The 22,395-nt window shown below is 61.4% G+C and carries 19 protein-coding genes; 3 read left to right on the top strand and 16 right to left on the bottom strand.

From position 1 onward, the window contains the following. Position 1 precedes the first annotated feature (1 nt). From trpC to ACLH0I_RS26715, 3 genes are read right to left on the bottom strand one after another with little or no spacing between them, the layout of a single operon-like run. Complete coding sequence (gene trpC, locus ACLH0I_RS26705) at positions 2–838, bottom strand: indole-3-glycerol phosphate synthase TrpC (protein WP_411385784.1); 837 nt, start codon at positions 836–838, stop codon at positions 2–4. Beyond that, a complete protein-coding gene (trpD, locus tag ACLH0I_RS26710; protein WP_250962152.1) occupies positions 835–1,884 on the bottom strand; it encodes an anthranilate phosphoribosyltransferase in 1,050 nt (349 codons plus the stop codon). Before trpD ends, trpC begins: the two co-directional genes overlap by 4 nt. Before the next feature lie 9 nt (positions 1,885–1,893). After that, entirely contained in the window at positions 1,894–2,487 is a 594-nt protein-coding gene (locus ACLH0I_RS26715; protein WP_250962151.1) for an aminodeoxychorismate/anthranilate synthase component II, read from the bottom strand. Between the two features lie 407 nt (positions 2,488–2,894). Here ACLH0I_RS26715 and estP point away from each other — a divergent pair, with 407 nt between their 5' ends. After that, positions 2,895–4,802, top strand: a complete 1,908-nt coding sequence (gene estP, locus ACLH0I_RS26720) for an esterase EstP (protein WP_411385785.1) — start codon at positions 2,895–2,897, stop codon at positions 4,800–4,802. Between the two features lie 244 nt (positions 4,803–5,046). Here the strand turns inward: estP and trpE are convergent, their stop codons facing one another. From trpE to ACLH0I_RS26760, 8 genes are all read right to left on the bottom strand, one after another. After that, complete coding sequence (gene trpE / locus ACLH0I_RS26725; RefSeq protein WP_186706979.1) at positions 5,047–6,528, bottom strand: anthranilate synthase component I; 1,482 nt, start codon at positions 6,526–6,528, stop codon at positions 5,047–5,049. Between the two features lie 70 nt (positions 6,529–6,598). Beyond that, positions 6,599–7,417 carry a phosphoglycolate phosphatase gene (locus ACLH0I_RS26730; protein WP_186729591.1) on the bottom strand — a complete coding sequence of 273 codons (819 nt, stop codon included), beginning with the start codon at positions 7,415–7,417 and terminating at the stop codon, positions 6,599–6,601. After that, positions 7,414–8,088 carry a ribulose-phosphate 3-epimerase gene (rpe, locus tag ACLH0I_RS26735; RefSeq protein ID WP_186706977.1) on the bottom strand — a complete coding sequence of 225 codons (675 nt, stop codon included), beginning with the start codon at positions 8,086–8,088 and terminating at the stop codon, positions 7,414–7,416. Before rpe ends, ACLH0I_RS26730 begins: the two co-directional genes overlap by 4 nt. Before the next feature lie 78 nt (positions 8,089–8,166). Beyond that, the gene (locus ACLH0I_RS26740; protein WP_186706976.1) at positions 8,167–9,315 is read right to left on the bottom strand and encodes an iron-containing alcohol dehydrogenase; all 1,149 of its coding nucleotides are present in this window, start codon (positions 9,313–9,315) and stop codon (positions 8,167–8,169) included. A 201-nt stretch (positions 9,316–9,516) separates the two neighbouring features. After that, the gene (locus ACLH0I_RS26745; protein WP_186706975.1) at positions 9,517–10,341 is read right to left on the bottom strand and encodes an ABC transporter permease; all 825 of its coding nucleotides are present in this window, start codon (positions 10,339–10,341) and stop codon (positions 9,517–9,519) included. A gap of 13 nt (positions 10,342–10,354) precedes the next feature. After that, the gene (locus ACLH0I_RS26750) at positions 10,355–11,602 is read right to left on the bottom strand and encodes an ABC transporter permease (RefSeq protein WP_250962147.1); all 1,248 of its coding nucleotides are present in this window, start codon (positions 11,600–11,602) and stop codon (positions 10,355–10,357) included. A gap of 202 nt (positions 11,603–11,804) precedes the next feature. Beyond that, on the bottom strand, positions 11,805–12,848 hold the full coding sequence (locus tag ACLH0I_RS26755) for an ABC transporter substrate-binding protein (protein ID WP_003206153.1): 1,044 nt from the start codon (positions 12,846–12,848) through the stop codon (positions 11,805–11,807). Positions 12,849–12,897: 49 nt separating this feature from the next. Continuing rightward, the gene (locus ACLH0I_RS26760) at positions 12,898–14,022 is read right to left on the bottom strand and encodes an ABC transporter ATP-binding protein (protein ID WP_053125916.1); all 1,125 of its coding nucleotides are present in this window, start codon (positions 14,020–14,022) and stop codon (positions 12,898–12,900) included. 524 nt (positions 14,023–14,546) lie between these two features. On the opposite strand from ACLH0I_RS26760, the gene ACLH0I_RS26765 reads away from it, so the two are divergent. Next, positions 14,547–15,494, top strand: coding sequence for an IS110 family transposase (locus ACLH0I_RS26765; protein ID WP_250966064.1), 948 nt, complete (start codon positions 14,547–14,549; stop codon positions 15,492–15,494). A 48-nt stretch (positions 15,495–15,542) separates the two neighbouring features. Here ACLH0I_RS26765 and ACLH0I_RS26770 read toward each other — a convergent pair whose 3' ends face one another. Together ACLH0I_RS26770 and ACLH0I_RS26775 are read right to left on the bottom strand one after the other, a co-directional pair. Further along, complete coding sequence (locus ACLH0I_RS26770) at positions 15,543–16,172, bottom strand: response regulator transcription factor (RefSeq protein WP_003206156.1); 630 nt, start codon at positions 16,170–16,172, stop codon at positions 15,543–15,545. Between the two features lie 205 nt (positions 16,173–16,377). Continuing rightward, positions 16,378–18,774: a PAS domain S-box protein gene (locus tag ACLH0I_RS26775; protein WP_411385786.1), complete on the bottom strand. Its 2,397-nt coding sequence runs from the start codon at positions 18,772–18,774 to the stop codon at positions 16,378–16,380. A gap of 74 nt (positions 18,775–18,848) precedes the next feature. Between ACLH0I_RS26775 and ACLH0I_RS26780 the strand changes: the two genes are divergently transcribed. Beyond that, on the top strand, positions 18,849–19,838 hold the full coding sequence (locus tag ACLH0I_RS26780) for an alpha/beta hydrolase family protein (RefSeq protein ID WP_411385787.1): 990 nt from the start codon (positions 18,849–18,851) through the stop codon (positions 19,836–19,838). A 77-nt stretch (positions 19,839–19,915) separates the two neighbouring features. On the opposite strand, the gene ACLH0I_RS26785 is transcribed toward ACLH0I_RS26780, so the two are convergent. From ACLH0I_RS26785 to ACLH0I_RS26795, 3 genes are read right to left on the bottom strand one after another with little or no spacing between them, the layout of a single operon-like run. Next, complete coding sequence (locus ACLH0I_RS26785; RefSeq protein ID WP_250962144.1) at positions 19,916–20,683, bottom strand: TerB family tellurite resistance protein; 768 nt, start codon at positions 20,681–20,683, stop codon at positions 19,916–19,918. A 1-nt stretch (position 20,684) separates the two neighbouring features. Next, positions 20,685–21,356 carry an N-acetylmuramate alpha-1-phosphate uridylyltransferase MurU gene (gene murU, locus ACLH0I_RS26790; protein WP_250962143.1) on the bottom strand — a complete coding sequence of 224 codons (672 nt, stop codon included), beginning with the start codon at positions 21,354–21,356 and terminating at the stop codon, positions 20,685–20,687. Next, a complete protein-coding gene (locus tag ACLH0I_RS26795; protein WP_250962142.1) occupies positions 21,353–22,378 on the bottom strand; it encodes an aminoglycoside phosphotransferase family protein in 1,026 nt (341 codons plus the stop codon). Before ACLH0I_RS26795 ends, murU begins: the two co-directional genes overlap by 4 nt. Positions 22,379–22,395: the final 17 nt, after the last annotated feature.

The following is a 22,395-nucleotide window of genomic DNA, read 5'->3' on the forward strand; positions in this document are numbered from 1 at the left end:
ATCAGTCCAGCGTCGAGCCGCTCACCGGCAGGCCTCGTTCAGGAAAGAACAGCCGTTGCAATTCCGTCCCCGGGTTCTCGGCCCGCATGAATGCCTCGCCCACCAGGAATGAGTAAACATCGCTGACTTCCATCAGCTCGACATCGGCCCGATTGAGGATGCCACTTTCAGTGATGACCAGGCGATCCCGTGGGATGCGCGGCAACAGGTCCAGAGTGGTTTCCAGGCTGACTTCGAAGGTGTGCAGGTTGCGATTGTTCACCCCGACCAGTTTGGTATCGAGGGTTTTCAGGGCTCGCTCCAACTCGTCGCCGTCATGGACTTCCACCAACACATCCAGCCCGACACTCTTGGCCACTGCCGCCAGCTCGGCCATTTTCACGTCGTCCAGGGCGGAAACGATCAACAGCACGCAATCGGCGCCCAGGGCCCGAGCCTCGACGATCTGGTACGGGTCGATCATGAAATCCTTGCGGATCACCGGCAACTTGCACGCTGCCCGCGCCTGCTTCAGGTAGTCGTCGGCCCCTTGGAAAAAATCGACGTCGGTCAGCACCGAGAGACAGGTCGCGCCGCCCTTCTCGTAGCTTCGTGCGATCTCGGCCGGAACGAAGTGTTCACGGATCACGCCCTTGCTGGGGGACGCCTTCTTGATTTCGGCAATCACCGCCGGCTGTTTTTTCTTGGCCTGATCGATCAGCGCCTTGGCAAAGCCGCGCGGCGCATCCGCTGAACGCGCCAGGTTTTCCAGCTCGGCCAGACTGACGCGAGCGCGACGCTCAGCCACTTCCTCAGCCTTGCGAGCCAGAATGTTTTCCAGAACCGTTGGCACGCTCATCCTTCGTTCTCCACTTTGAATACGGCGGTAAATGCACCCAACTCTTCGAGTTTTTCCCTGGCCAGGCCAGTGTGCAGTGCATCATGGGCCAGTTCCACGCCTTGCTTGAGGCTGCTGGCGTGGTCGGCGGCGTATAACGCGGCGCCGGCATTGAGCACGATCATCTCAGCGGCTTTCTGGCCATTCTCGGTCTTGCGGCGACCCAGGGCATCGCGGATCAACTCCAGCGATTGGGCCGGACCATCGACCGCCAGGCCATGCAAGCTCTGGCTCTTCATGCCGAGGTCTTCAGGTTCGACCCAATACTCGCTGATCCGGTCATTTTTTAGTTCGGCCACGAATGTGGGCGCCGCCAGGCTGAATTCATCCAGGCCATCCTTCGAATGGACCACCAGCACATGCTTGCTGCCCAGGCGTTGCAGGACCTCGGCCAAAGGCCGGCACAACGCCTGGCTGAACACTCCCACCACTTGATGCTTCACGCCGGCCGGATTCGTAAGCGGGCCGAGCATGTTGAACAGCGTACGCAGGCCCAGCTCACGGCGCGGCGCGGCAGCGTGTTTCATGGCGCTATGGTGAGTCTGGGCAAACATGAAACCAATGCCGACATTGTCGATACAGCGCGCCACTTGAACCGGTGTCAGGTTCAGGTAAATTCCAGCCGCCTCCAGCAGATCGGCACTGCCGCTCTTGCCTGAGACTGCGCGGTTGCCATGCTTGGCAACGGTGCAACCGGCCGCCGCAACGACAAACGACGAGGCGGTGGACACGTTGAAGATATTGGCGCCGTCACCACCGGTGCCGACCACATCGACCACGCCGTCCAGGGTCTTGAGTTCGACCTTGTCCGCCAGCTCACGCATCGCCGAAACGGCACCGACGATCTCATCGATGCTCTCGCTTTTCATGCGCATGGCCATCATGAACGCGCCGATCTGCGCATCCGTGCATTGGCCGGTCATGATTTCGCGCATCACGTCGCGCATCTCGTCGGTGCTCAGGTCGAGATGGCCGACGATACGGCTCAGGGCTGTCTTGATATCCATGAAAAGTCCTTAGCGCGTGCCGCCGGTTTGTTTGAGGAAGTTGGCGAACAGCTCGTGCCCCTGCTCGGTGAGAATAGACTCGGGATGAAATTGCACACCCTCGATATTCAACGTCTTGTGGCGCAGCCCCATGATTTCATCCACCGAGCCGTCTTCAAGCTGGGTCCAGGCCGTCAACTCGAGGCAGTCGGGCAGCGTTTCGCGCTTGACGATCAGCGAGTGGTAGCGGGTGACGGTAAGCGGATGATTCAATCCCGCGAATACGCCCTTGTCCTCGTGGAATACCGGGCTAGTCTTACCGTGCATGACGTGCCGGGCGCGCACCACATCGCCACCGAATGCCTGGCCGATCGACTGATGCCCCAGGCAGACGCCCAAGATCGGCAGCTTGCCGGCGAAGTACTTGATGGCGTCGATGGAAATGCCCGCTTCGGTCGGCGTGCAAGGGCCAGGGGAAACCACGATGCGCTCAGGCTTGAGGGCTTCGATTTGGGCGATGGTCAGTTCGTCGTTGCGCACGACCTTGACCTCGGAGCCCAGCTCGCCAAGGTATTGCACAACGTTGTAGGTAAAAGAGTCGTAGTTATCGATCATCAGCAACATGGCGTAAGCAACCTATTGAATTCACTGACTTTAAACACAGCCTTCAGCGAGTGACCCGCACGCTGCTGCGCTTGGCGAGGTGATTGCCCCGGCGAAGCGGTTCTACAGCGGGTAAAGAAGGCAAATCGGTACAGGTCCGGCGAGGCCGGCGGAGAATCGTCAGGCGCGCCAACGCCAACGGGCGTGTGCCTTGATCATTTGATCCAGAAGTTTGCTGACAATCGACACAGGGGAAGTCTCGTTCATACGTCCCGGCACAGTAGCTTAGCTGGGCGGAGCACGCAATATGAGCGATCCCGAAGGGCTTTGAAACAATCACGACGTTCCGGATAGATGGCAAAACGCCGAAAGATTTTGGTACTGTCGTTTCGTTTTCTAACAAAAATAAGATCAAAACGGACTTTCATATGATAAAGAAGACGCTGTTCGTACCGATTGCCGGTTGCCTGCTCGCGCTCGCCTGCGCCCAGGCGAACGCCGCCCCCAACCCGTATTCCAAGTTCATCGTGTTCGGCGACAGCCTCAACGACGCCGGCCAGTTCGCCGACCCGAACGGCCCACCCGGCTCGACCGAGCGCTACACCAACCGAACCGGTCCGATCTACACCGACGGCAGCGGCGAAGCCTATTCGGCCAACTCCACCCAATTGCTCGGTGGGCGCCTGGGCTATTCCGCCGACGAGACCGCCGCTTCCACGTCGGCGGTCCGCGCCGGCGAGGGGCTGGCAGATGGCAATAACTGGGCGGTAGGCGGGTATCGCACCGACCAGATCCTCGAATCGATCACTGGCGTGTCCGACACCGGCGAGCGCAGCCGTCCCGGCTACTTGCAGTCCAATGGCCTGCGTGCCGATCCAAATGCGCTGTATTACCTTTCCGGTGGTGGTAACGACTTCCTTCAAGGCCGGGTATTGAACACCGCCCAAGCAAACGCCGCCGCCGACCGCCTGGCCGACAGCGTGCAAGTGCTGCAAACGGCCGGTGCCCGCTATGTGATGGTCTGGCTGCTGCCCGACCTGGGTCTGACCCCGGCTCTCAATGGCGGCCCCTTGCAGGACACCTTTTCGCAATTGGGCAACCAGTTCAACCAACAACTGATCACGCGACTGCAAGGCATCGACGCCGAAATCATTCCGTTGAACATTCCGCTTTTGCTGAAGGAAAGCTTCGCCGACCCGGCACGATTCGGCCTCGCCACCGGCGAGAACCTCACCGCAACCTGCTTCAGTGGCAACGGCTGTACGGAGAACGCCACCTATGGCATCAACAGTGCCACGCCGGATCCCAGCAAGCTGATCTACAACGACGCGGTCCATCCCACCGAAACCGGGCAGAAACTGATCGCCGACTACGCTTTTTCCCTGCTCGCGGCGCCCTGGGAGCTGACGCTGCTGCCGGAAATGGCCCACTCGACCTTGCGTGCTCACCAGGATGAATTGCGCAGCCAGTGGCAATCGGACTGGGAAGATTGGCAGGCGATCGGCCAGTGGCGAGCCATCGTCGCCGGTGGCGGCCAGCACCTGGACATGGACAGCCAAGGCAGCGGCGCCAGCGCCGACGGCAGCGGCTACAGCCTTAACGTGGGCGGCAGCTATCGCCTCAACGAGGCTTGGCGCGTGGGTGTCGCCGCCGGCTTCTACCGCCAGGACATGGACGCAGGCGATAACGATTCGACGTACAAGCTCAACAGCTACCTGGCGACGGCTTTTGCCCAGTTCCAGCAAAACCGCTGGTGGGCCGACGCGGCGCTGACCGGCGGCAAGCTCGACTACGACAACCTGGAGCGCAAGTTCGACCTGGGCGTCAACGAAGCGCAGGAGAAAGGCGATACGGACGGCCATCTCTGGGCATTCAGCACGCGGGTGGGCTACGACATCGCCCAGCCGGGCAGCGAATGGCACCTCTCGCCGTTTATCAGCGCTGATTATGCGAAGGTGGAAGTGGATGGTTATTCGGAAAAGAGCAACCGCTCCACGGCCCTGACCTTCGATGACCAGACCCGCGATTCGAAACGCCTGGGCATTGGCTTGCAGGGCAAATACAACATCACCCGGCAGACCCAGGTGTTTGGCGAATATGCCCACGAACGGGAGTACGAAGACGACACGCAAAAGGTCAACATCGCCCTCAACAGCCTGCCGGCCAATGACTTCACACTGGAAGGCTACACACCACAGAGCCACCTGAATCGCCTGAGCCTGGGGGTCAGCCACAAGTTGACGCAGGACCTGGCGTTGCGGGGCGGTTATACACTGCGCAAGGACGATGACATGACCCAGCAAGGGGTGAGCCTGGGGGTCAGCCTGGACTTCTGATCGAGGGGAACCTGTGGGAGCGAGCTTGCTCGCGATAGCGGACTGTCAGCCAACCTATTTGTTGAAGGTGACGGCCTCATCGCGAGCAAGCTCGCTCCCACATTTTTGATCGAGTTGTCTGAAGGACCTGTGGCGAGGGAGCTTGCTCCCGCTGGCCTGCGAAGCGGGCCCATCAAATAGATGCGACTGCTGCGCAGTCGAGCGGGAGCAAGCTCCCTCGCCACAGTTGTTTATTGCAGGCCTGTTAGTCGTTCGAGGTCTGCTCGGCCAGCGCCACGGCGCGGAACATCGCGCGGCGCTTGTTCAGGGTTTCTTCCCATTCCAATGCCGGCACCGAGTCGGCGACGATACCGCCGCCGGCCTGCACGTGCAGTTCGCCGTTCTTGATCACCGCGGTGCGAATGGCAATCGCGGTGTCCATGTTGCCGTTCCAGGCGAAATACCCCACCGCCCCGCCGTATACCCCACGCTTGACCGGCTCCAGCTCATCGATGATTTCCATCGCGCGGATTTTCGGCGCGCCGGACAAAGTGCCCGCAGGCAGGATCGCCCGCAAGGCATCCATCGCCGTCAGCCCGGCCTTCAATTGGCCGGTGACGTTGGAGACGATGTGCATCACGTTGGAATAGCGCTCGATGACCATCTTCTCGGTGAGCTTCACCGAGCCGATTTCCGAGACCCGCCCGGTGTCGTTGCGCCCCAGGTCGATCAGCATCAGGTGCTCGGCGATTTCCTTGTCGTCCGACAGCAGGTCCTCTTCCAGCGCCCGGTCAGCCTCCTCCGTGGCGCCACGAGGGCGAGTGCCGGCGATCGGGCGCACGGTGATCAGGTTGTCTTCGACCCGCACCAGCACTTCCGGCGAACTGCCCACGACATGGAAGTCGCCGAAGTTGAAGAAGTACATGTAGGGCGTCGGGTTGAAGCAACGCAACGCCCGATAGAGATCGATGGGCGCGGCCTTGAAGTCGATGGACATTCGTTGCGACGGCACCACCTGCATGCAGTCGCCGGCGAGGATGTATTCCTTGATGGTGTCGACGGCCCGTTCGTAATCGTCCTGGGTGAAGCTGGAACGGAACACCGGGTCGGCCGCCGACTGCTTGCTGAAGTCCAGGCCGGGGCGCGGCGTGATCGGCTGGCGGAGTTTTTCCAACAGCGCCTGCAGGCTTTTCTGGCCTTGCTCGTAGGCATCTTCCCGGGACGGATCGGCGAGGACAATCGCGTGCATCTTGCCGGCGAGGTTATCGAAGACCACCACCGCGTCGGAGACCATCAGCAAGATGTCCGGCACGCCCAGCGGATCGGGGTTCGGGCAGGTGCCCAGGCGCTTTTCCACGTAGCGCACGCAGTCGTAGCCGAAATACCCCACCAGGCCGCCGTTGAAACGCGGCAGGCCGGGGATGGTCGGCACGTTGTAGCGGGCCTTGAAGGTTTCAACGAAGGCCAGCGGATCTTCGACTTCGAGGCTTTCGATTTCGACGCCGTCGTGGGTCACGCTGATGCGATGGTCATGGACCCGCAGCACCGTACGGCACGGCAAGCCAATGATGGAATATCGGCCCCACTTTTCGCCGCCCTGTACCGATTCGAGCAGGTAGGAGTTGGGCTGGTCGGCGAGCTTGAGATAGATCGACAGCGGTGTGTCGAAGTCGGCCAGGGTTTCGCAGGCAAGGGGGATGCGGTTGTAGCCGGCAGCGGCTAGACGCAGGAATTCTTCACGGATCATGGGATGCCTCGTGGCAAGAGGAGCTGACAGTCAGGTATGCAAACGCGCCGGATAACCGGCCAGGATCATGTCAGGTGCGCCAACGCCAGCGGGCCAAGGCCTTCATGACTTTCATCCAGAGTTTGCGAGTGACCACCACGATGGCGTTTCCAGAAGAGGATTGAACAGCGTCGGGCAACGTTATCTCAGCGGCCGGGTCCAGGCAACCGGGAATTAACAGGCGCAAATCGTCGATCACCAGCGTCGGGAATTCTTCGGCGATGGGCCGGCCATGGTTGTAGCCATAACTCAACGCCACACACTTGACCCCCGCCGCCTTGGCCGCCAGCACATCGCTGCGCGAGTCGCCGACAAACAAAGATTGGGAAGCCGGGATGTTGGCCATTTTCATCACGAAGAACAGCGCGGCCGGGTCAGGTTTTTTCTGTGGCAAGGTATCGCCACCGATGATCCAACGGAAATAGCGGCCAATTTTCATCTGGTCCAGCAGCGGCGCCACGAAGCGTTCCGGCTTGTTGGTGATCAGTGCCATTTCCACGCCCTGCTTTTTCAGCCACTTGAGGGTAGAGCGCACGCCAGGATAGACCACTGTCAGCTGGTGATTGTCTTCGTAGGCTTCATTGAACAACGCCAGCGCCTGCTCGGCTTCGGCCTCATCGACGCCTTGGGCATCGATGTCGTTGGCCAGGGCCCGGCGCACCAGCATGGGCGCGCCGTTGCCGACCCAGTGGCGCACCGCGTCGATGCCGGCGGGCGGGCGTCCAAGCTTGAGCAGCATCGTGTCCACGGCTGCCGCGAGGTCCGGGACCGAATCGACCAAGGTGCCATCGAGGTCGAACATCACCAGACGCGGCAAGCTGCCGGGGAAGAGCTGCTCGAAGCCGCTCATGGGCGCGCCAGGGCCAGTTCGGCGCGCATTTTTGCGATCACCTCTTGGTAGTCGGGTGCGTTGAAGATCGCAGAGCCGGCGACAAAGGTGTCGGCGCCAGCCGCGGCGATTTCACGGATATTATTCACGTTCACGCCACCGTCGATTTCCAGGCGGATGTCACGGCCCGAGGCGTCGATCAGGGCACGGGCTTCGCGCAGCTTGTCGAGGGTGCCCGGGATGAACTTCTGCCCGCCGAAGCCAGGGTTGACGCTCATCAGCAGGATCATGTCGACCTTGTCCATCACGTACTTGAGCACGTCCAAGGGTGTCGCCGGGTTGAACACCAGGCCAGCCTTGCAACCGCCTTCGCGGATCAACTGCAAGGAGCGGTCGACATGCAGCGTGGCTTCCGGGTGGAAGGTGATGTAGGTGGCGCCCGCCTCGATGAAGTCACCGACGATGCGGTCCACCGGACTGACCATCAGGTGCGCGTCGATCGGCGCGGTGATGCCGTATTTGCGCAGCGCCGCGCAGACCATCGGGCCGATGGTCAGGTTGGGCACGTAGTGGTTGTCCATGACATCGAAGTGCACGATGTCGGCCCCGGCGGCCAGAACGTTGTCCACTTCCTCGCCCAGGCGGGCGAAGTCGGCGGAGAGAATCGACGGAGCAATAGCGAAGGGCTGCATGACGCACCTGTTTTGAGCGAAATCACGATGGCGCGCATTGTATACCTCAAGATTTGGCGCGCCCACCGTGACAGTCGATCAATACGCCGCGCGGTAGATCTTCTCGATATCGGCGGCGCTCAGTTGACGCGGATTGTTGCGCATCAGGCGCTCGATCCCCGCCGCCTCCACCGCCATGGACGGGATCACGTCCTCGGTCACCCCCAGGCTGCTCAGGCCCTGGGGAATCTGCACGGCGGCGCACAGCGCAACCATGGCTTCCACGGCTTCGTCGGCCGCTTCAAGATCACTCAAATGAGCGGTCCGGATGCCCATGGCCTCGCCGATATCACGCATGCGCTCGACGCAGGCCATCTTGTTCCAAGCCATCACATACGGCAGCAACAAGGCGTTGGCGACACCATGGGACACATGAAAGCGCCCGCCCAACGGATAGGCCAGCGCATGCACCGCCCCGACCCCGGCATTACCGAAGGCCATGCCGGCCATCAGGCTGGCCGTGGCCATGTCTTCTCGGGCTTGCAGATGGTTAGGATTGGCATAGGCCTTGGGCAGCGCGCGGGTGATCAGTTTGATTGCGCCGATGGCCAGGGCATCGGTGATCGGCGAAGCATTGAGCGACAGGTAGGCCTCGATGGCGTGCACCAGCGCATCGACGCCACTGGCGGCCGTGACGCTGCGCGGGCAGGTGAGGGTCATTTGCGGGCTGACCAGCGCCACGTCCGGCAACAGAAAATCGCTGACGATGCCTTTTTTCAGCTGCGCGGCCTTGTCAGAGAGGATCGCCACGTTGGTGACTTCCGAACCGGTGCCGGCCGTGGTGGGGATGGCAATCATGGGCGGGCCTTTGCGCGGCACCTGATCGACGCCGAACATGTCCTGCAATTCACCGTGATAACCGGCATAGACGCCCACGCATTTGGCGATGTCGATAGCACTGCCGCCGCCCAGGCCGATCAGGCCATCGTGGCCGCCGTCGCGGTAGGCTTGCATGCAGTCTTCGACGATGGCGATTTCCGGATCCGGCATGACCCGGTCGAAAATCTCGTAGTCGCGCCCGCCCAGGTGCTGCAGGGCCAAGTCCACGGTGCCGGACTTGACCAGCGCCGCGTCGGTCACGATCAGCGGATTGTCGACGTCCAGTCGCGTCAGCTCGGCGGCCAGTTGCTCGATGGCAGCGGCCCCGGTGATCAGTTTATGGGCGATCTTGAATGAGGAAAGACTCATGTGCGCGGCCTCTTATTCGAGTGTGGGCTGGCACAAGGATAGCTCGGTATTGAGGGTTGTCTGCCATTCAGCTTATGAATACACGCAAACCCAATGTGGGAGCGGGCTTGCTCGCGAATGCGGTGGAACATCCAACATCTGTGTCGACTGTTACACCGCTTTCGCGAGCAAGCCCGCTCCCACAGGGATCAACGCGGGCCGTCAGACTTGGGCAGTGCGCAGCTTCTCGCTACGCCCGCGCAACCATTCCAGGGTCAGCAACAGGACCACAGAGAACGCAATCAGCAACGTCGCCGCCGCAGCGATGGTAGGGCTGAGGTTTTCGCGGATACCACTGAACATCTGCCGTGGCAGGGTTGCCTGCTCAGGGCCAGCCAGGAACAGCGTCACCACCACTTCATCGAACGATGTTGCGAAGGCGAACAGTGCGCCAGAGATCACGCCGGGGGCGATCAACGGCAGGGTCACCCGACGAAACGCCGTCAGTGGCGATGCTCCAAGGCTGGCGGCGGCGCGGACCAGGTTGTGGTTGAACCCCTGTAAGGTCGCCGACACCGTGATGATGACGAACGGCACACCCAGCACCGCATGGACCACGATCAGCGAGAAGAAACTGTTGCCCATCCCCAGCGGTGCGAAGAACAGATAACTGGCCACGCCGATGATCACCACCGGCACCACCATGGGCGAGATCACCAAGGCCATCACCAGCGCCTTTCCGGGGAAGTCGCCGCGGGTCAGGCCGATGGCCGCGAGCGTGCCGAAGATCATCGCCAGCAAGGTCGCCGCCGGGGCCACGATGATGCTGTTTTTCAGCGCCCGCATCCATTCGGCCGAGGCGAAGAAATCGTGGTACCACTGCAGCGAGAAGCCTTGCAGCGGGTACACCAGGAAACTGCCGGAGTTGAACGACAGCGGAATGATCACCAGCACCGGCAGGATCAGGAACAACAGGATCAACCCGCAGAGTATGCGCAGGCTGTAGAACCACACCCGCTCAATGGGGGACATGTAAGGACTCACCATTTTCGATCTCCCCTTAGCTCAGGCGCAGGCGACTGGCGCCCACCAGCCAGCTGTAAATCAGATAAAGCACGATGGTCGCCAGCAACAGCAGCCCGCCGAGCGCCGTGGCCATGCCCCAGTTGATGCTGGTGTTGGTGTAGAACGCGACGAAGTAGCTGACCATCTGGTCGTTCGGGCTGCCTAGCAGCGCCGGCGTGATGTAGTAGCCAATGGCAAGGATGAACACCAACAGGCAACCGGCGCCGACACCGGCGTAGGTCTGCGGGAAGTACACCCGCCAGAAACTGGCGAACGGGTGGCAGCCCAGGGAAATCGCCGCCCGCATGTAAGTAGGCGAGATGCCTTTCATCACGCTGTAGATCGGCAGGATCATGAACGGTAATAGGATGTGAACCATGGAGATGTACACACCGACGCGGTTGAACACCAGTTCCAGGGGTTTATCGATGACACCCATGGCCATCAGCGCGCTGTTGATCAAGCCACCCGATTGCAGCAGCACGATCCACGCCGCGACCCGCACCAGGATCGACGTCCAGAACGGCAGCAGCACTAGGATCATCAACAGGTTGCTCTGGCGCGATGGCAGGTTCGCCAGCAGGTAGGCCAACGGATAGGCCAGTACCAGGCAGATCGCGGTAATCACCAGGCCCATCCAGAAGGTGCGGGCGAAAATGTCGAGGTAGATCGACTGGTCAGGGGTGGCCGGGGCCAGTTCGCCGAGGTCATCGATGCGGTGATCGACGGCCGCCAGCAGGTAATACGGGGTAACGTTACTGGTGTTGCGGCGGATCACCTGCCAGTACGCCGGGTCGCCCCAACGCTCATCGAGGTTTTCCAGGGCTTCTTTATAGGAAGCCGGCTCGGTGGCAAACGGCAACGCCCGAGCGGTCTTGGTCAGCAAGCTGCGGTAGCCGGCCAATTCCATGTTCAGGCGCTTGGACAAATCCCCCAGGGTCTGATTCTTGCGGGCTTCGGCCAGGTCTTCAGTGGCAGCCTTGTACACCGGCTCGCCCGGCAGACCGCGTCCGTCCCAGGCCGCGACAGCGACGACAGTGCGCGGCATGGCGCCCACCACTTCCGGGTTGCTGACGCTTTTGAACAGCAGCGCCACGATTGGCACCAGAAACACCAGCAACAGAAACAGCACCAGCGGCGCGATCAAGGCCTGGGCCTTCCAGCGGTTGACCCGCTCGGCATGCTTGAGCCGCTGCTTGAGGGTGGGGCTGGTGCCCGCGTTCAGTGGAACGGCGATGGCCATGGCGAACTCCGCAAATCTTTTTATCGTTACAGGGGCGGCGAGCCGCCTCTGTTCTTTTGAAACACCCGGGTCGATGAAAGAGCCTGTGGGAGCGAGCTTGCTCGCGATGGCTGCGGCACATTCAAAATTGATGTGCCTGACAGACCGCTATCGCGAGCAAGCTCGCTCCCACATGAATCTCGTCCAGTTTCAGACCGTCGGGTTACTTCGCAGCCCAGGAGTTGAAGCGCTGCTCCAGTTGCTCGCCGTTGTCAGCCCAGAAGCTGACGTCGATCTGCACCTGGTTGGCGATGTTTTCCGGGGTGGTCGGCATGTCTTTCAGGACATCCTTGGCCAGCAACGGCACTGCCTGGGTATTGGCCGGGCCGTAGGCGATGTTTTCCGAGTAGGTCTTCTGCTGCTGCGGTGCCACCGAAAAGGCGATGAATTTCTTCGCCGCTTCCGCGCGGGTCTTGTCCAGGCCGCGAGGAATGGCCCAAGCGTCGAAGTCGTAGATACCGCCGTTCCACACCACTTTCAGGTTGCTTTCTTTTTGTACCGCGGCGATCCGGCCGTTGTAGGCCGAACTCATGACCACGTCACCCGATGCCAGGTACTGCGGCGGCTGGGCGCCGGCTTCCCACCACTGGATGTTCGGCTTGAGCTCATCGAGCTTCTTGAACGCACGGTCCTGGCCATCTTTGCCGGCCAGCACCTTGTAGACGTCCTTCGGTGCAACGCCGTCGGCCATCAAGGCGAATTCCAGGGTGTACTTGGCGCCTTTGCGCAGGCCGCGCTTGCCTGGGAATTGCTTGGTGTCCCAGAAGTCCGCCCAGCTGGTCGGTGCGGTCTTGAGCTTGTCGGCGTTGTAGGCCAGCACGGTCGACCATACGAAGAAACCTACGCCGCAAGGCTGGATAGCGCCCTTGACGTAATCCTCGGCCTTGCCGAACAGGGCCGGGTCGAGTTGCTCGAACATGTCTTCGTCACAACCACGGGACAATTCCGGAGACTCGACTTCCACCAAATCCCAGGAAACGCTCTTGGTATCGACCATGGCCTTGACCTTGGCCATTTCGCCGTTGTACTCGCCAGCCACGATCTTGCCGTTGCCGGCCGCTTCCCACGGTGCGTAGAAGGCTTTGACCTGAGCCGCCTTGTTCGCCCCGCCGAAAGACACCACGGTCAGGTCCGGGCCCGCCGCCATCGCGCTTGCCGCACCCATCATGCCCAGTGTCAGGGCTGTGAACTTCAGGGATCTCAACATTTATTGTTCTCTCCACGTGCAGGGTTGGTGTTGGTACAGCAGGGGGCGATCAATTCGCCTCTAAAAGGGGATCGAGCGCACGCACATGCTCGACTTGCCAGCCAAGCGGAACCACGTCCCCGACGGCGAGCGCGGGATCGAGCTCGGCAATCGGCTGTTTCACGAAGAAGTCGTTCTTGCCGCAGACTTCCAGGCGAACCCGGACGTGGTCGCCCAGATAGATGAATTCCGCCACCCTCCCTGAGAAGCGGTTGACACATTGTTCGCTGACACCGTTGAGGCTCACCCGCTCCGGACGGATCGACAGGGTCACCGGCTCGCCAGGCTGGCCGACGTTCACCGCCAGGGCCTCGACTTTCTCGCCGCGCGCCAACTCCACCAGGCAACGATCGCCGGTGTGGCTGTGCAGGCGACCGTTGAGACGGTTGTTTTCGCCAATGAAGTTGGCGACGAAGGTATTTTTCGGCTCTTCATACAGGGTGCGTGGTGGGGCGATTTGCTGGATCTCGCCCTGGTGGAACACCGCCACGCGGTCGGACATGGTCAAGGCTTCGCCCTGGTCGTGGGTCACGTAGACCACGGTCACGCCAAGTCGCTGGTGCAGGTGCTTGATTTCCATCTGCATGTGTTCGCGCAATTGCTTGTCCAGCGCGCCGAGGGGTTCGTCCATCAGCACCAGCTGCGGTTCGAACACCAGCGCCCGGGCCAGGGCCACCCGCTGCTGCTGGCCGCCGGACAATTGCGCCGGGTAGCGTTGGGCGAAGCTGTCCAGCTGGACCATGCTCAGGACGCGCTTGACCCGATCGCTTACGTCGCTCTTGTTCAAGCCACGCACAGTCAGTGGGAAGGCGAGGTTCTCGGAGACGGTCATGTGCGGGAACAAAGCGTAGTTCTGAAACACCATGCCGATGTCGCGCTTGTGCGGCGGCACATTATTGATCGAGCGCCCGGCCAGCAGGATCTCGCCGGCGGTTGGGGTTTCAAACCCGGCGAGCATCATCAGGCTGGTGGTCTTGCCGGAGCCGGAGGGCCCGAGCAGGGTCAGGAATTCGCCTTTGCGAATGTCCAGGTTGAGGTCTTTGACGATCAGGTTCTCGCCGTCGTAGCTCTTTTGCACACCACGAAAGCTGACCAGCACATCACTGGCCCCCGCGCTTGAATCGACCTGGCTCATACCCGCACCTTTTGTTTTGATGACTGCTTGTGAATCAAGCCTAGTGGAGCCTGGGGGCCGCGCAAATCGGGGGGCAGGAGAGAATCGCCTCAGCCGGATGGAAGAGTCGGGGTAGGGATTGCCCTACAAGGATGGCGGGATTGGATAAGGACAGTGGCGAGTTTCAAACGGCGAGCTGCAAGCAGGGGCGAACGCGGTATTGGGGCGTGTCGCAAATAGGTATGTCAGCGCATTTCCTTGTGGGAGCGAGCTTGCTCGCGATAGCGGTAGATCAGCCAACATCAATGCAGAATGGGCCGATTCAATCGCGAGCAAGCTCGCTTGTATGGTAGGACTTGAAGGGAGGAGGAGGGACAAGGCTCGATTCTGACTGTTCGCGCAGTACAGACCGTGGGAGATTTCGCCCCTCCTCCTTTCACCCAAGCGCCGATAAAGAATGCTTCGGCCTGGATCGACGATAGAGACAAGCCTGCGCCTCTGGGTGACCCCTTCAAGTGTTCAAACCTTAGCCCGGAGGATTTTCAATGGCAATGCCGGTTTCTGTCACAAAGCCGATCGTGGGCGTGGATGTCGCCAAGAACGAGCTGGTGATCTATCACGCAGAGCTTGATGTGTTGGAAGCGATTCCCAACGACAAGGCGGCCATCAAAAGGTGGTTGAAAGTACTGCCGGGGCCCGTCGATGTCGCCATTGAGTCGACCAATATCTATCACTTGGATTTTGCTGATCTGGCCTATGAGGCCGGTTGCACGATCTATATGGTGGGCGGTTATGAACTTCACCATTACCGCAAAGGCGTAAAAGTACGCGCCAAAACCGACGCGCTGGACGCCAAGCTGCTGGCTCGTTACCTGAAGAACGAAGGGCATGAGCTTCATCCATGGGCGCCGCCATCTCCGTTGTATCGCCAGCTTCTAAGCCTTTTCCGCCGTCGCGCTGCGTTGGTTCAGGCTCGAGTCGCCCTGGTACAAAGCTGGGCCAATGAGCCGCTGCTCAAGACCGCTTTCGCCGAGCAAATCGCCGCCATGCAGAGGCTTGAGACATTGATCGAGAAGACGATCAAGGATCATCTGAAAAATGCTGGTTTGCTAGGTCAACTGAACCATTGCCTGAAGGTCGAGGGCATCGGATTTCTGACCGGAGCCCGCTTACTTACGGCGTTTCAGCGGGGCGACTTCAAAAACGCAGACGCCTTCATTGCCTTCTTGGGGATGGATTTGCGAGTGTCCCAATCAGGACAAAAAGACGACCGCCGAAGCTTGAGCAAACGAGGCGATCCGGAAGTTCGTCGGCTTTTGCACAACGCAGCCATGTCGGCTAGCCGTACGCCTGCCTGGAAAGGCTTTTATGAAAAACTAAGAGCTCAAGGCTTCGCTACCACCCAGGCGCTAGTGATACTGGCACGCAAGCTTGCTCGGATCGTATTCGCTCTGCTGAAAGGGCAAAGCGAATACCAACCAAAAGCGGCTTGAGGGCTTCCCCTCAACCATAGAATCTCCCACAGGGGAACGTGTGGAGGGTTAGAGCAGCTTGTGCTCCATGGCGTACTTCACCAGCTCGGCCAGCGAGGTGATGTTGAGCTTTTGCATCAGCCGCGCCTTGTGGGTGCTGATGGTCTTGCTGCTCAGGGCCAGTTGCTGGGCGATGTCGTTGACGTTGGCCCCCTGGGCCAGGCGTTCGAAGACCGAGAATTCACGTTCGGACAACAGCGAGTGCAGCGGCCGCGTATCGGTGAGGCCGACTTCGAAGACCATGCGGTCGGCCAGGTCCGGGTCGATGTAGCGTCCACCGGCCGCTACCTTGCGAATCGCCATGAGTAGCAGGGCCGGGTCGCTGTCCTTGGTCGCGTAGCCGGCGGCGCCGACTTTCAGCGCGCGAGCAGCCATTTGCGCCTCGTCATGCATCGACAGCACCAGGATAGCCGGCGGATTGTTCAGCGCCCGGATCCGTGGGATCGCCTCCAGGCCGTTGACCCCCGGCATGGAAATGTCCAGCAGCACTACTTCGCAGGGCACGTGACGCAGGGTCTCGAGCAATTGTTCGCCATTGCTCGCCTCCCCTACCACCACCAGATCCTTGGCCAGGCCGATCAACTGCTTGATGCCTTCGCGGACGATGGTGTGGTCTTCGGCTACCAGTACACGGATCACATTGCTCTCCAGATTCAGGATCTCATCGCGAACGGGTTCGCAATGGCTACTTTACGCTCGACATCCTTGCAAGCCGATACACCGCTTTCGCGAGCAAGCCCGCTCCCACAATGGATCGGCGGTAAACACACATCTTGAATCCACCCCGATACAAGGTGGGAGCGGGCTTGCTCGCGAAGGCGCCAGCCCAGGCAACCCAAGACCATCAGGCCTCCTGCAACGGCACCCGCACCGACAGGGTCGTGCCCTCCCCCGGCTCGCTGTCCAAGGTCAATTGCCCACCCATGATCAGCACCCGTTCGCGCATGCCGACCAAACCAAAGGATGTGGGCCGGCTCGTATCGGCAATAAATCCTACACCGTCGTCGCTGACCGTCAGACATAAATCAGCACCTTGCTGGACCAGCGTCAACTCCACGGTATGCGCCTGGGCATGGCGCATCACGTTGGTCAGCGCCTCCTGAAGAATCCGAAACAGGCCGATGGCCTTGGCGTCACTCAGGGTTGGCAGGTTGTCCGGCACCTGCACCAGGCAAGGAATCTGCGTACGCGCCTCGAAGCGCCGGGCCTGCCATTCGATGGCCGAAGCAATGCCCGCATCCAGGATGGGCGGGCGCAACGCCGTCGCCACGTCCCGCACCAGTTGGAACAACTGGGCAATCAGGCGCTTCATGCTGTTAAGCCGCTCCTGCAGACCCGGGTCGAGTTGCGCATAGGCCAACTCACACATGGATGTTTCAAGCTTCAACACCGTCAGCATCTGACCCAGCTCATCGTGAACTTCCCGGGCAATACGGGCCTTTTCCTCTTCCCGCACACTCTCCAAGTGTGCCGACAATTCGCGCAATTGCTCCCGGGAGCTGGCCAGCTCCAGCTCGATGCGCTTGCTGTTCGTGATGTCCCAGACGATACCGTCCCAGACGTAGGCGCCATCTTCGAGGCGACGGGTGATCGCCTTGATCTCGGCCCAACGCTCCTGGCCTTCGCGGGTCAGGATACGGCCCTGCCAGGACCAGTCACTGTCGGTATCCAGCGCCTGGTCCTGGGTACGGTGGTAGTCGGCCTTGTCCTGCGGGTGCACCAGGCTGCGCAGCCCAGTGTCGCTGCGGGCCAGGGTTGCAGGGGAATAGCCCACCAGGCTTTCGCTGCCTTCGCTGATGTAGGCGAAGTCGATCTGGCCGGTCACCGGCGCCCGCTCCAGGCGAAAGACCAGGCCCGGCACATTGGCGGCGATGCCTTGCAACCGCGCCTCGCTTTCGCGCAACGCCGCCAGCGCACGTCGGCGTTCGGTCACGTCGTTGAGGTAGACCACCAAATATTCGGCGTCGCGAAAACGCAGGAAGCTCAGGGAAACGTCGGCCGGCAGGATGCTGCCATCGGCTCGCACGCATTCGGTCTCGAAACTCTGCGGTCCGTCTTCACTGGCCCGGGCGCGCTTCCACAGGTTCAGCCAGCGATCCATGTGCAAGCCCGGTTCGAAGTCAATCAGGGGCCGGTCAATAATGGCGCCCGAGGCGTAGCCGAGCATGGTTTCGGCCGCTCGGTTGGCATAACGCACGTGGCTGTCCCAATTGACCCAGAGGATGCCCACCGTGCTTTGGTCGATGGAGAACTGCGTCAGGCGCAAGGCCTCCTCGCTGGCCGTACGCTGGGCGATGTCTTCCCGCGCGGAACGCAATCGGCGCTCCAGGCCGCGTTGCTGGCGGCGCTGCCAGAACACGATGGCGACACTGCTGAGCAGCAAGGCCAGGATCAACAGGGTCAGGTTCTGCCAGAAACCCGGGGTTTCGGTCAGGCGCGGGTATTTGGGCTTGAGCCAACGGCTGTGCAGTTGCTCCAGCTCCTTGGCCGGGATTGCCTGCAAACCGCTGTCGATGATCTCGCCCAGTTCCGGCCAATCCCGGCGTGTGGCGACCCGCAGCAGCTGCGGCAGGCCAATGTCGCCCACCACCGCCAGCTCGGCGAATTCGGGTTCGACCATCAGTCGTCCAAGTTGCGCCTCGTCGACCACCGCGTATCGGGCCTGCTGGGTCAGCAGCAATTGCAGGGCCTCGCGCTCCAGCGGCACGCCTTGCAGATTCAGCGTCGGGTAGTTGCTGCGCAGGTAATCAGCCGTGGCGCTGGGCATGCGCACGGCGACGCGGGCCTGGGCGTCGAGTTTTTCCAACTCCACCCCCTCGGCGCCCTTTTGCGCACCGACGATCAATTGCGGCACACGCATGTAGGGGTTGGAGAACTGCCAGAGCTTGAGCCCGCCCGGGGACTGGGTCAGGCCGGGAGCGATGTCCACCTCACCCGCGCGCACCGCGGCTTCCAGTTGCGCCACGTCCTGGAAATTGCGCCAGGTCAGCTCGACGTTCAATGCCTTGCCCAGCCATTGCATCAACTCGACGTTGGTGCCGGACAACCGCTGCAAGCGCCGGTCGTATTGCGCATAAGGCGCCTGCAAGACCAGGCCGACCCGCCATTGTGAATGTTGCATCAGCCACTGGCGCTGCCCTGCATTCAATTGCACCCCTGGCGCCGACGGCGCGGGCGCGGCCCACGCCATCAAGGGAAGCCATAAACAGCCGATAACCCACAGGCAGCAAAAACGCATCATCGAAGTCTCATGCACTGACAAATACTGACCAACCCATTAGGCTGCCGGAAATACTTCTGGTCATGGAATATCCGATGCCCTTTGTTTATCGCCTGGCATTGCCAGCATTGTGCCTGTCGCTGATCCTGCCAAGTGCCTTTTCTGTCCAGGCCAGCGAAACGGCCCCCGTCGCCGAGCAACCTGCCGAGGAGAAACCCGTCGAGCGCCAGCCCTTGCTCGAGCGTAGCCAGGAGGAAGCGGCGGCACTTGAACGAAAGGTTCCGCCCCAGGAACAGCAACAGTTGCAGACCGGCAGCGACACCTTCCTGGCGCTGTGGAAACCGGCCAATACCAGTGACCCCAGGGGTGCGGTCATCATAATCCCCGGTGCCGGCGAAACCGCTGACTGGCCTCAAGTCGTCGGCCCACTGCGTAAAAAACTGCCCGACGCGCAGTGGAGCAGCCTGAGTATCACCCTGCCGGACCTGCAAAGCGACGTCATTGCACCGCGCGTGGTGGAAGCGCCGCCCGAGACCAAACCGGCCGACGCCGTTGCAGCGGCACCGGACGCGACCACTTCGGCACCGATCGAACAAGTCGCCGGCGGCGAAGCCGATGCAGTGGACCCAGTCGTTGCAGGCACCGATGAAGAACACGCCAGCGCTGACGCCGAGCGCATCTTCGCCCGCATCGACGCGGCGCTGGCCTACGCCGAACAGCAAAGCGCACGCCGCATCGTGCTGCTGGGCCATGGCACCGGCGCCTATTGGGCCGCGCGTTACTTGAGTGAAAAACAGCCCTCGCAAGTCGAACGCTTCGTGATGGTGGCCGCCCAGACGCCAGTCACCGCCAAGCCTGGCCTGGCCGAACTGACCCCGACCTTGAAACTGGCGACCGCCGATATTTTCTACATGGATAAGGCGCTGGATCGCAACGCGGCGCTGGAGCGCTTGCAGGGGAGCAAACGCTTGAAAGGTTCCACATTCAGCCAAGTGTCCCTCAAGGCCCTGCCGAACCGGTCGGCGGAGCAGGAACAGCTGTTTCGGCGGGTGCGGGGTTGGTTGGATCCGCAGAAGGCGGAGTAAGGGCCGGCTCACACCTCAAGTGAAGCACTGTTGTGGCGAGGGGATTTATCCCCTCGCCACAATTGTTCCCTGCGCGGCTAGCGAAAATCCCGTCGCTCCCGAATCAACCGATAGGCGTTATGCAATTCCCGGGTTCTATCGGTGGCTTCACGCACCTGCAAGGGCGTCGCACCGCTGCCGGCAATCTTGTCCGGGTGATGCCGACTGAGCAGGCGCCGATAGGCGCGCTTGATCTGCGACGGTTCGCTGGTGGCCGAAACCCCCAGCAGGCGCAAGGCCTCCTGATAGGTCACGCCGGCGTTGGGCCGCGACAGTTTCTGCGGTTCGTAGTCAGCCGCCAACGCCTGGACCTGTTGCGGCGTCCAGCCCAACCAGCGGCCCCATTGGGTCACCAGTTCTCGCTCGTCGACACCGGCGCGTCCGTCGGCCCAGACCATCCGCCAACAGGCGCGCAACACCCCTTCAGCCGCATGGGGCTGAGCGGCCAGGCGACGCATATAGCCGCGCAAGCGATCGTTGCCGGACTTGCCCCGGTTGAACGCCGCGATGGCCCGGCGTTGCGCCGACTCGCTCAAGTCCAGCGCCCGCATCTCCTGGCGAGCCTGCTGGATATGGCCATCGACCACACGCCCGTCGCATTTGGCCAGGCGTCCGAGCAACACAAACAATAATTCATCGTTGCGTAACGCCGGGCGTCCGCCCAGACGCTCACGTATTTGCGCCCAACCCTGCAGGTTCAGGCGCCGGTCCAGCGCCTGCCCTAACAACGCGCCGAGCATGGCCCCCGGGATGCTGGCTATGGCAAAGCCCGCCCCGGCTCCAATCAGAGTCCCTGGCCACCACATATCAACCGCTCGCTTCTATCAAGGTTTCGACCTGCGCCAAACGTTCATGGGTACCGACATCGACCCAATGCCCTTTCAGGTGCTCGCCACTGACGCGCCCCTCGGCCATGGCCGTGCGCAACAGCGGTGCGAGCTTGAAGGCACCGTCCGAGCAACCATTGAACAATTGCGGATGCAGGACGGCGATGCCGCTATAGGTCAGGTTGTCGGCAGGTGTTTGCCCATCGTGAACCTTTCCGTCGACCAGGGTGAAATCGCCGCCCGGGTGATGCTCGGGATTATCGACCAGCACCAGGTGCGCCAGCCCTTCCAGCGGCCCGCGCAATACGCTGAAATCGTAATCGGTCCAGACATCGCCGTTCACCACCACAAACGCGTCATCGCCCAGCAGCGGCAAGGCCCGGAAGATTCCACCGCCGGTTTCCAGCGGCTCGCCTTCGGGGGAAAAACGGATGTTCACGCCAAACCGTGAACCATCCCCCAAGTGATCTTCGATCTGCTGGCCGAGCCAGGCGTGATTGATCACGACCTCGGTGAACCCGGCCTTGGCGAGCGCCCGCAAGTGGTATTCGATCAAGGGCACGCCACCCACACGAATCAACGGCTTTGGCGTGGTCAAGGTCAAGGGACGCATGCGCTCGCCCTTGCCTGCGGCCAGGATCATCGCTTTCATGCCGTTTCTCCGGCCGATTGCCGCAGGCTGCCAAACAGCTCATCGAGCGGTGCCAGCTCAGGACGACGGGCGATGACCGCTTCTATATAGGCAAAGAAACGCGGCACATCGCCGAGGTAACGTGGCTTGCCGTCACGGTGGCAAATGCGCGCGAAGATCCCGATGACCTTGAGATGACGCTGCACGCCCATCAAATCGCTGGCCCGCAGGAAATCCTCGAGATCCGGCTGGACGGGAATACCCAGGGCGCCGGCCTGCTGCCAGTAACGCTCCAGCCAACCGCGCACCCGCGCCTCGGGCCAACTGAGGAAGGCATCCTTGAACAGGCAGGTCACGTCATAGGTCACCGGGCCATAGACCGCATCCTGAAAGTCCAGCACGCCGGGGTTCGGCACGCTGAGCATCAGGTTGCGCGGCATGTAGTCGCGGTGCACCAGCACTTTGGGCTGGGCCAGGGCGCTGTCGATCAGCAGCTCGGTGGCTTGCTGCCAGAGTTGCTGCTGGGCCGAATCGAGTTCGATGCCCAACTCGCGCTTGACGTACCACTCGGGAAACAGTTCCAGCTCTCGACGCAGCAACGCGACATCGTAGCTCGGCAGCGGCGCGACCATTGGCAGTTGCTGGAAAGCCAACAAGGCTTGCAGGGCATCTGCGAATAAATCGTCGGCATTTTCACCGTCGATCACGTCCAGATAGGTCTGGTTGCCCAGGTCGTTGAGCAAAAGAAAGCCGCGCTCAAGGTCTTCGGCATAAATTTTCGGCACGTTGATGCCGGATTTCGCCAGCAAAAAAGCAATATCCACGAAGGGTTTGCAGTTTTCCTGGGGCGGCGGCGCATCCATCACGATCATAGTGCGGCCCTCGCCTTCCCAGCGGAAATACCGCCGGAAACTCGCGTCACTGCTGGCGGCGGTCAACGTGGCCGGGGGTACGGCCCCCCAGCCCTGTTGAGTGAAAAGGATCGGCAGCTGTTCATCGAGCCAAAGTTTCAGGTGTTGCAAGCGTACATCTTGGTCGGGCATTGCAAGGGTCTCCGACG

The organism is Pseudomonas sp. MPB03, assembly GCF_046605385.1.
Classification (GTDB): domain Bacteria; phylum Pseudomonadota; class Gammaproteobacteria; order Pseudomonadales; family Pseudomonadaceae; genus Aquipseudomonas; species Aquipseudomonas zanjanensis.

Bases quoted from the DNA above. Each gene is read 5' to 3' on its own strand.
- trpC (WP_411385784.1), bottom strand. From the start codon at position 838: ATGAGCGTGCCAACGGTTCTGGAAAACATTCTGGCTCGCAAGGCTGAG.
- trpD (WP_250962152.1), bottom strand. From the start codon at position 1,884: ATGGATATCAAGACAGCCCTGAGCCGTATCGTCGGCCATCTCGACCTG.
- ACLH0I_RS26715 (WP_250962151.1), bottom strand. From the start codon at position 2,487: ATGTTGCTGATGATCGATAACTACGACTCTTTTACCTACAACGTTGTG.
- estP (WP_411385785.1), top strand. From the start codon at position 2,895: ATGATAAAGAAGACGCTGTTCGTACCGATTGCCGGTTGCCTGCTCGCG.
- trpE (WP_186706979.1), bottom strand. From the start codon at position 6,528: ATGATCCGTGAAGAATTCCTGCGTCTAGCCGCTGCCGGCTACAACCGC.
- ACLH0I_RS26730 (WP_186729591.1), bottom strand. From the start codon at position 7,417: ATGAGCGGCTTCGAGCAGCTCTTCCCCGGCAGCTTGCCGCGTCTGGTG.
- rpe (WP_186706977.1), bottom strand. From the start codon at position 8,088: ATGCAGCCCTTCGCTATTGCTCCGTCGATTCTCTCCGCCGACTTCGCC.
- ACLH0I_RS26740 (WP_186706976.1), bottom strand. From the start codon at position 9,315: ATGAGTCTTTCCTCATTCAAGATCGCCCATAAACTGATCACCGGGGCC.
- ACLH0I_RS26745 (WP_186706975.1), bottom strand. From the start codon at position 10,341: ATGGTGAGTCCTTACATGTCCCCCATTGAGCGGGTGTGGTTCTACAGC.
- ACLH0I_RS26750 (WP_250962147.1), bottom strand. From the start codon at position 11,602: ATGGCCATCGCCGTTCCACTGAACGCGGGCACCAGCCCCACCCTCAAG.
- ACLH0I_RS26755 (WP_003206153.1), bottom strand. From the start codon at position 12,848: ATGTTGAGATCCCTGAAGTTCACAGCCCTGACACTGGGCATGATGGGT.
- ACLH0I_RS26760 (WP_053125916.1), bottom strand. From the start codon at position 14,022: ATGAGCCAGGTCGATTCAAGCGCGGGGGCCAGTGATGTGCTGGTCAGC.
- ACLH0I_RS26765 (WP_250966064.1), top strand. From the start codon at position 14,547: ATGGCAATGCCGGTTTCTGTCACAAAGCCGATCGTGGGCGTGGATGTC.
- ACLH0I_RS26775 (WP_411385786.1), bottom strand. From the start codon at position 18,774: ATGATGCGTTTTTGCTGCCTGTGGGTTATCGGCTGTTTATGGCTTCCC.
- ACLH0I_RS26780 (WP_411385787.1), top strand. From the start codon at position 18,849: ATGCCCTTTGTTTATCGCCTGGCATTGCCAGCATTGTGCCTGTCGCTG.
- ACLH0I_RS26785 (WP_250962144.1), bottom strand. From the start codon at position 20,683: ATGTGGTGGCCAGGGACTCTGATTGGAGCCGGGGCGGGCTTTGCCATA.
- murU (WP_250962143.1), bottom strand. From the start codon at position 21,356: ATGAAAGCGATGATCCTGGCCGCAGGCAAGGGCGAGCGCATGCGTCCC.
- ACLH0I_RS26795 (WP_250962142.1), bottom strand. From the start codon at position 22,378: ATGCCCGACCAAGATGTACGCTTGCAACACCTGAAACTTTGGCTCGAT.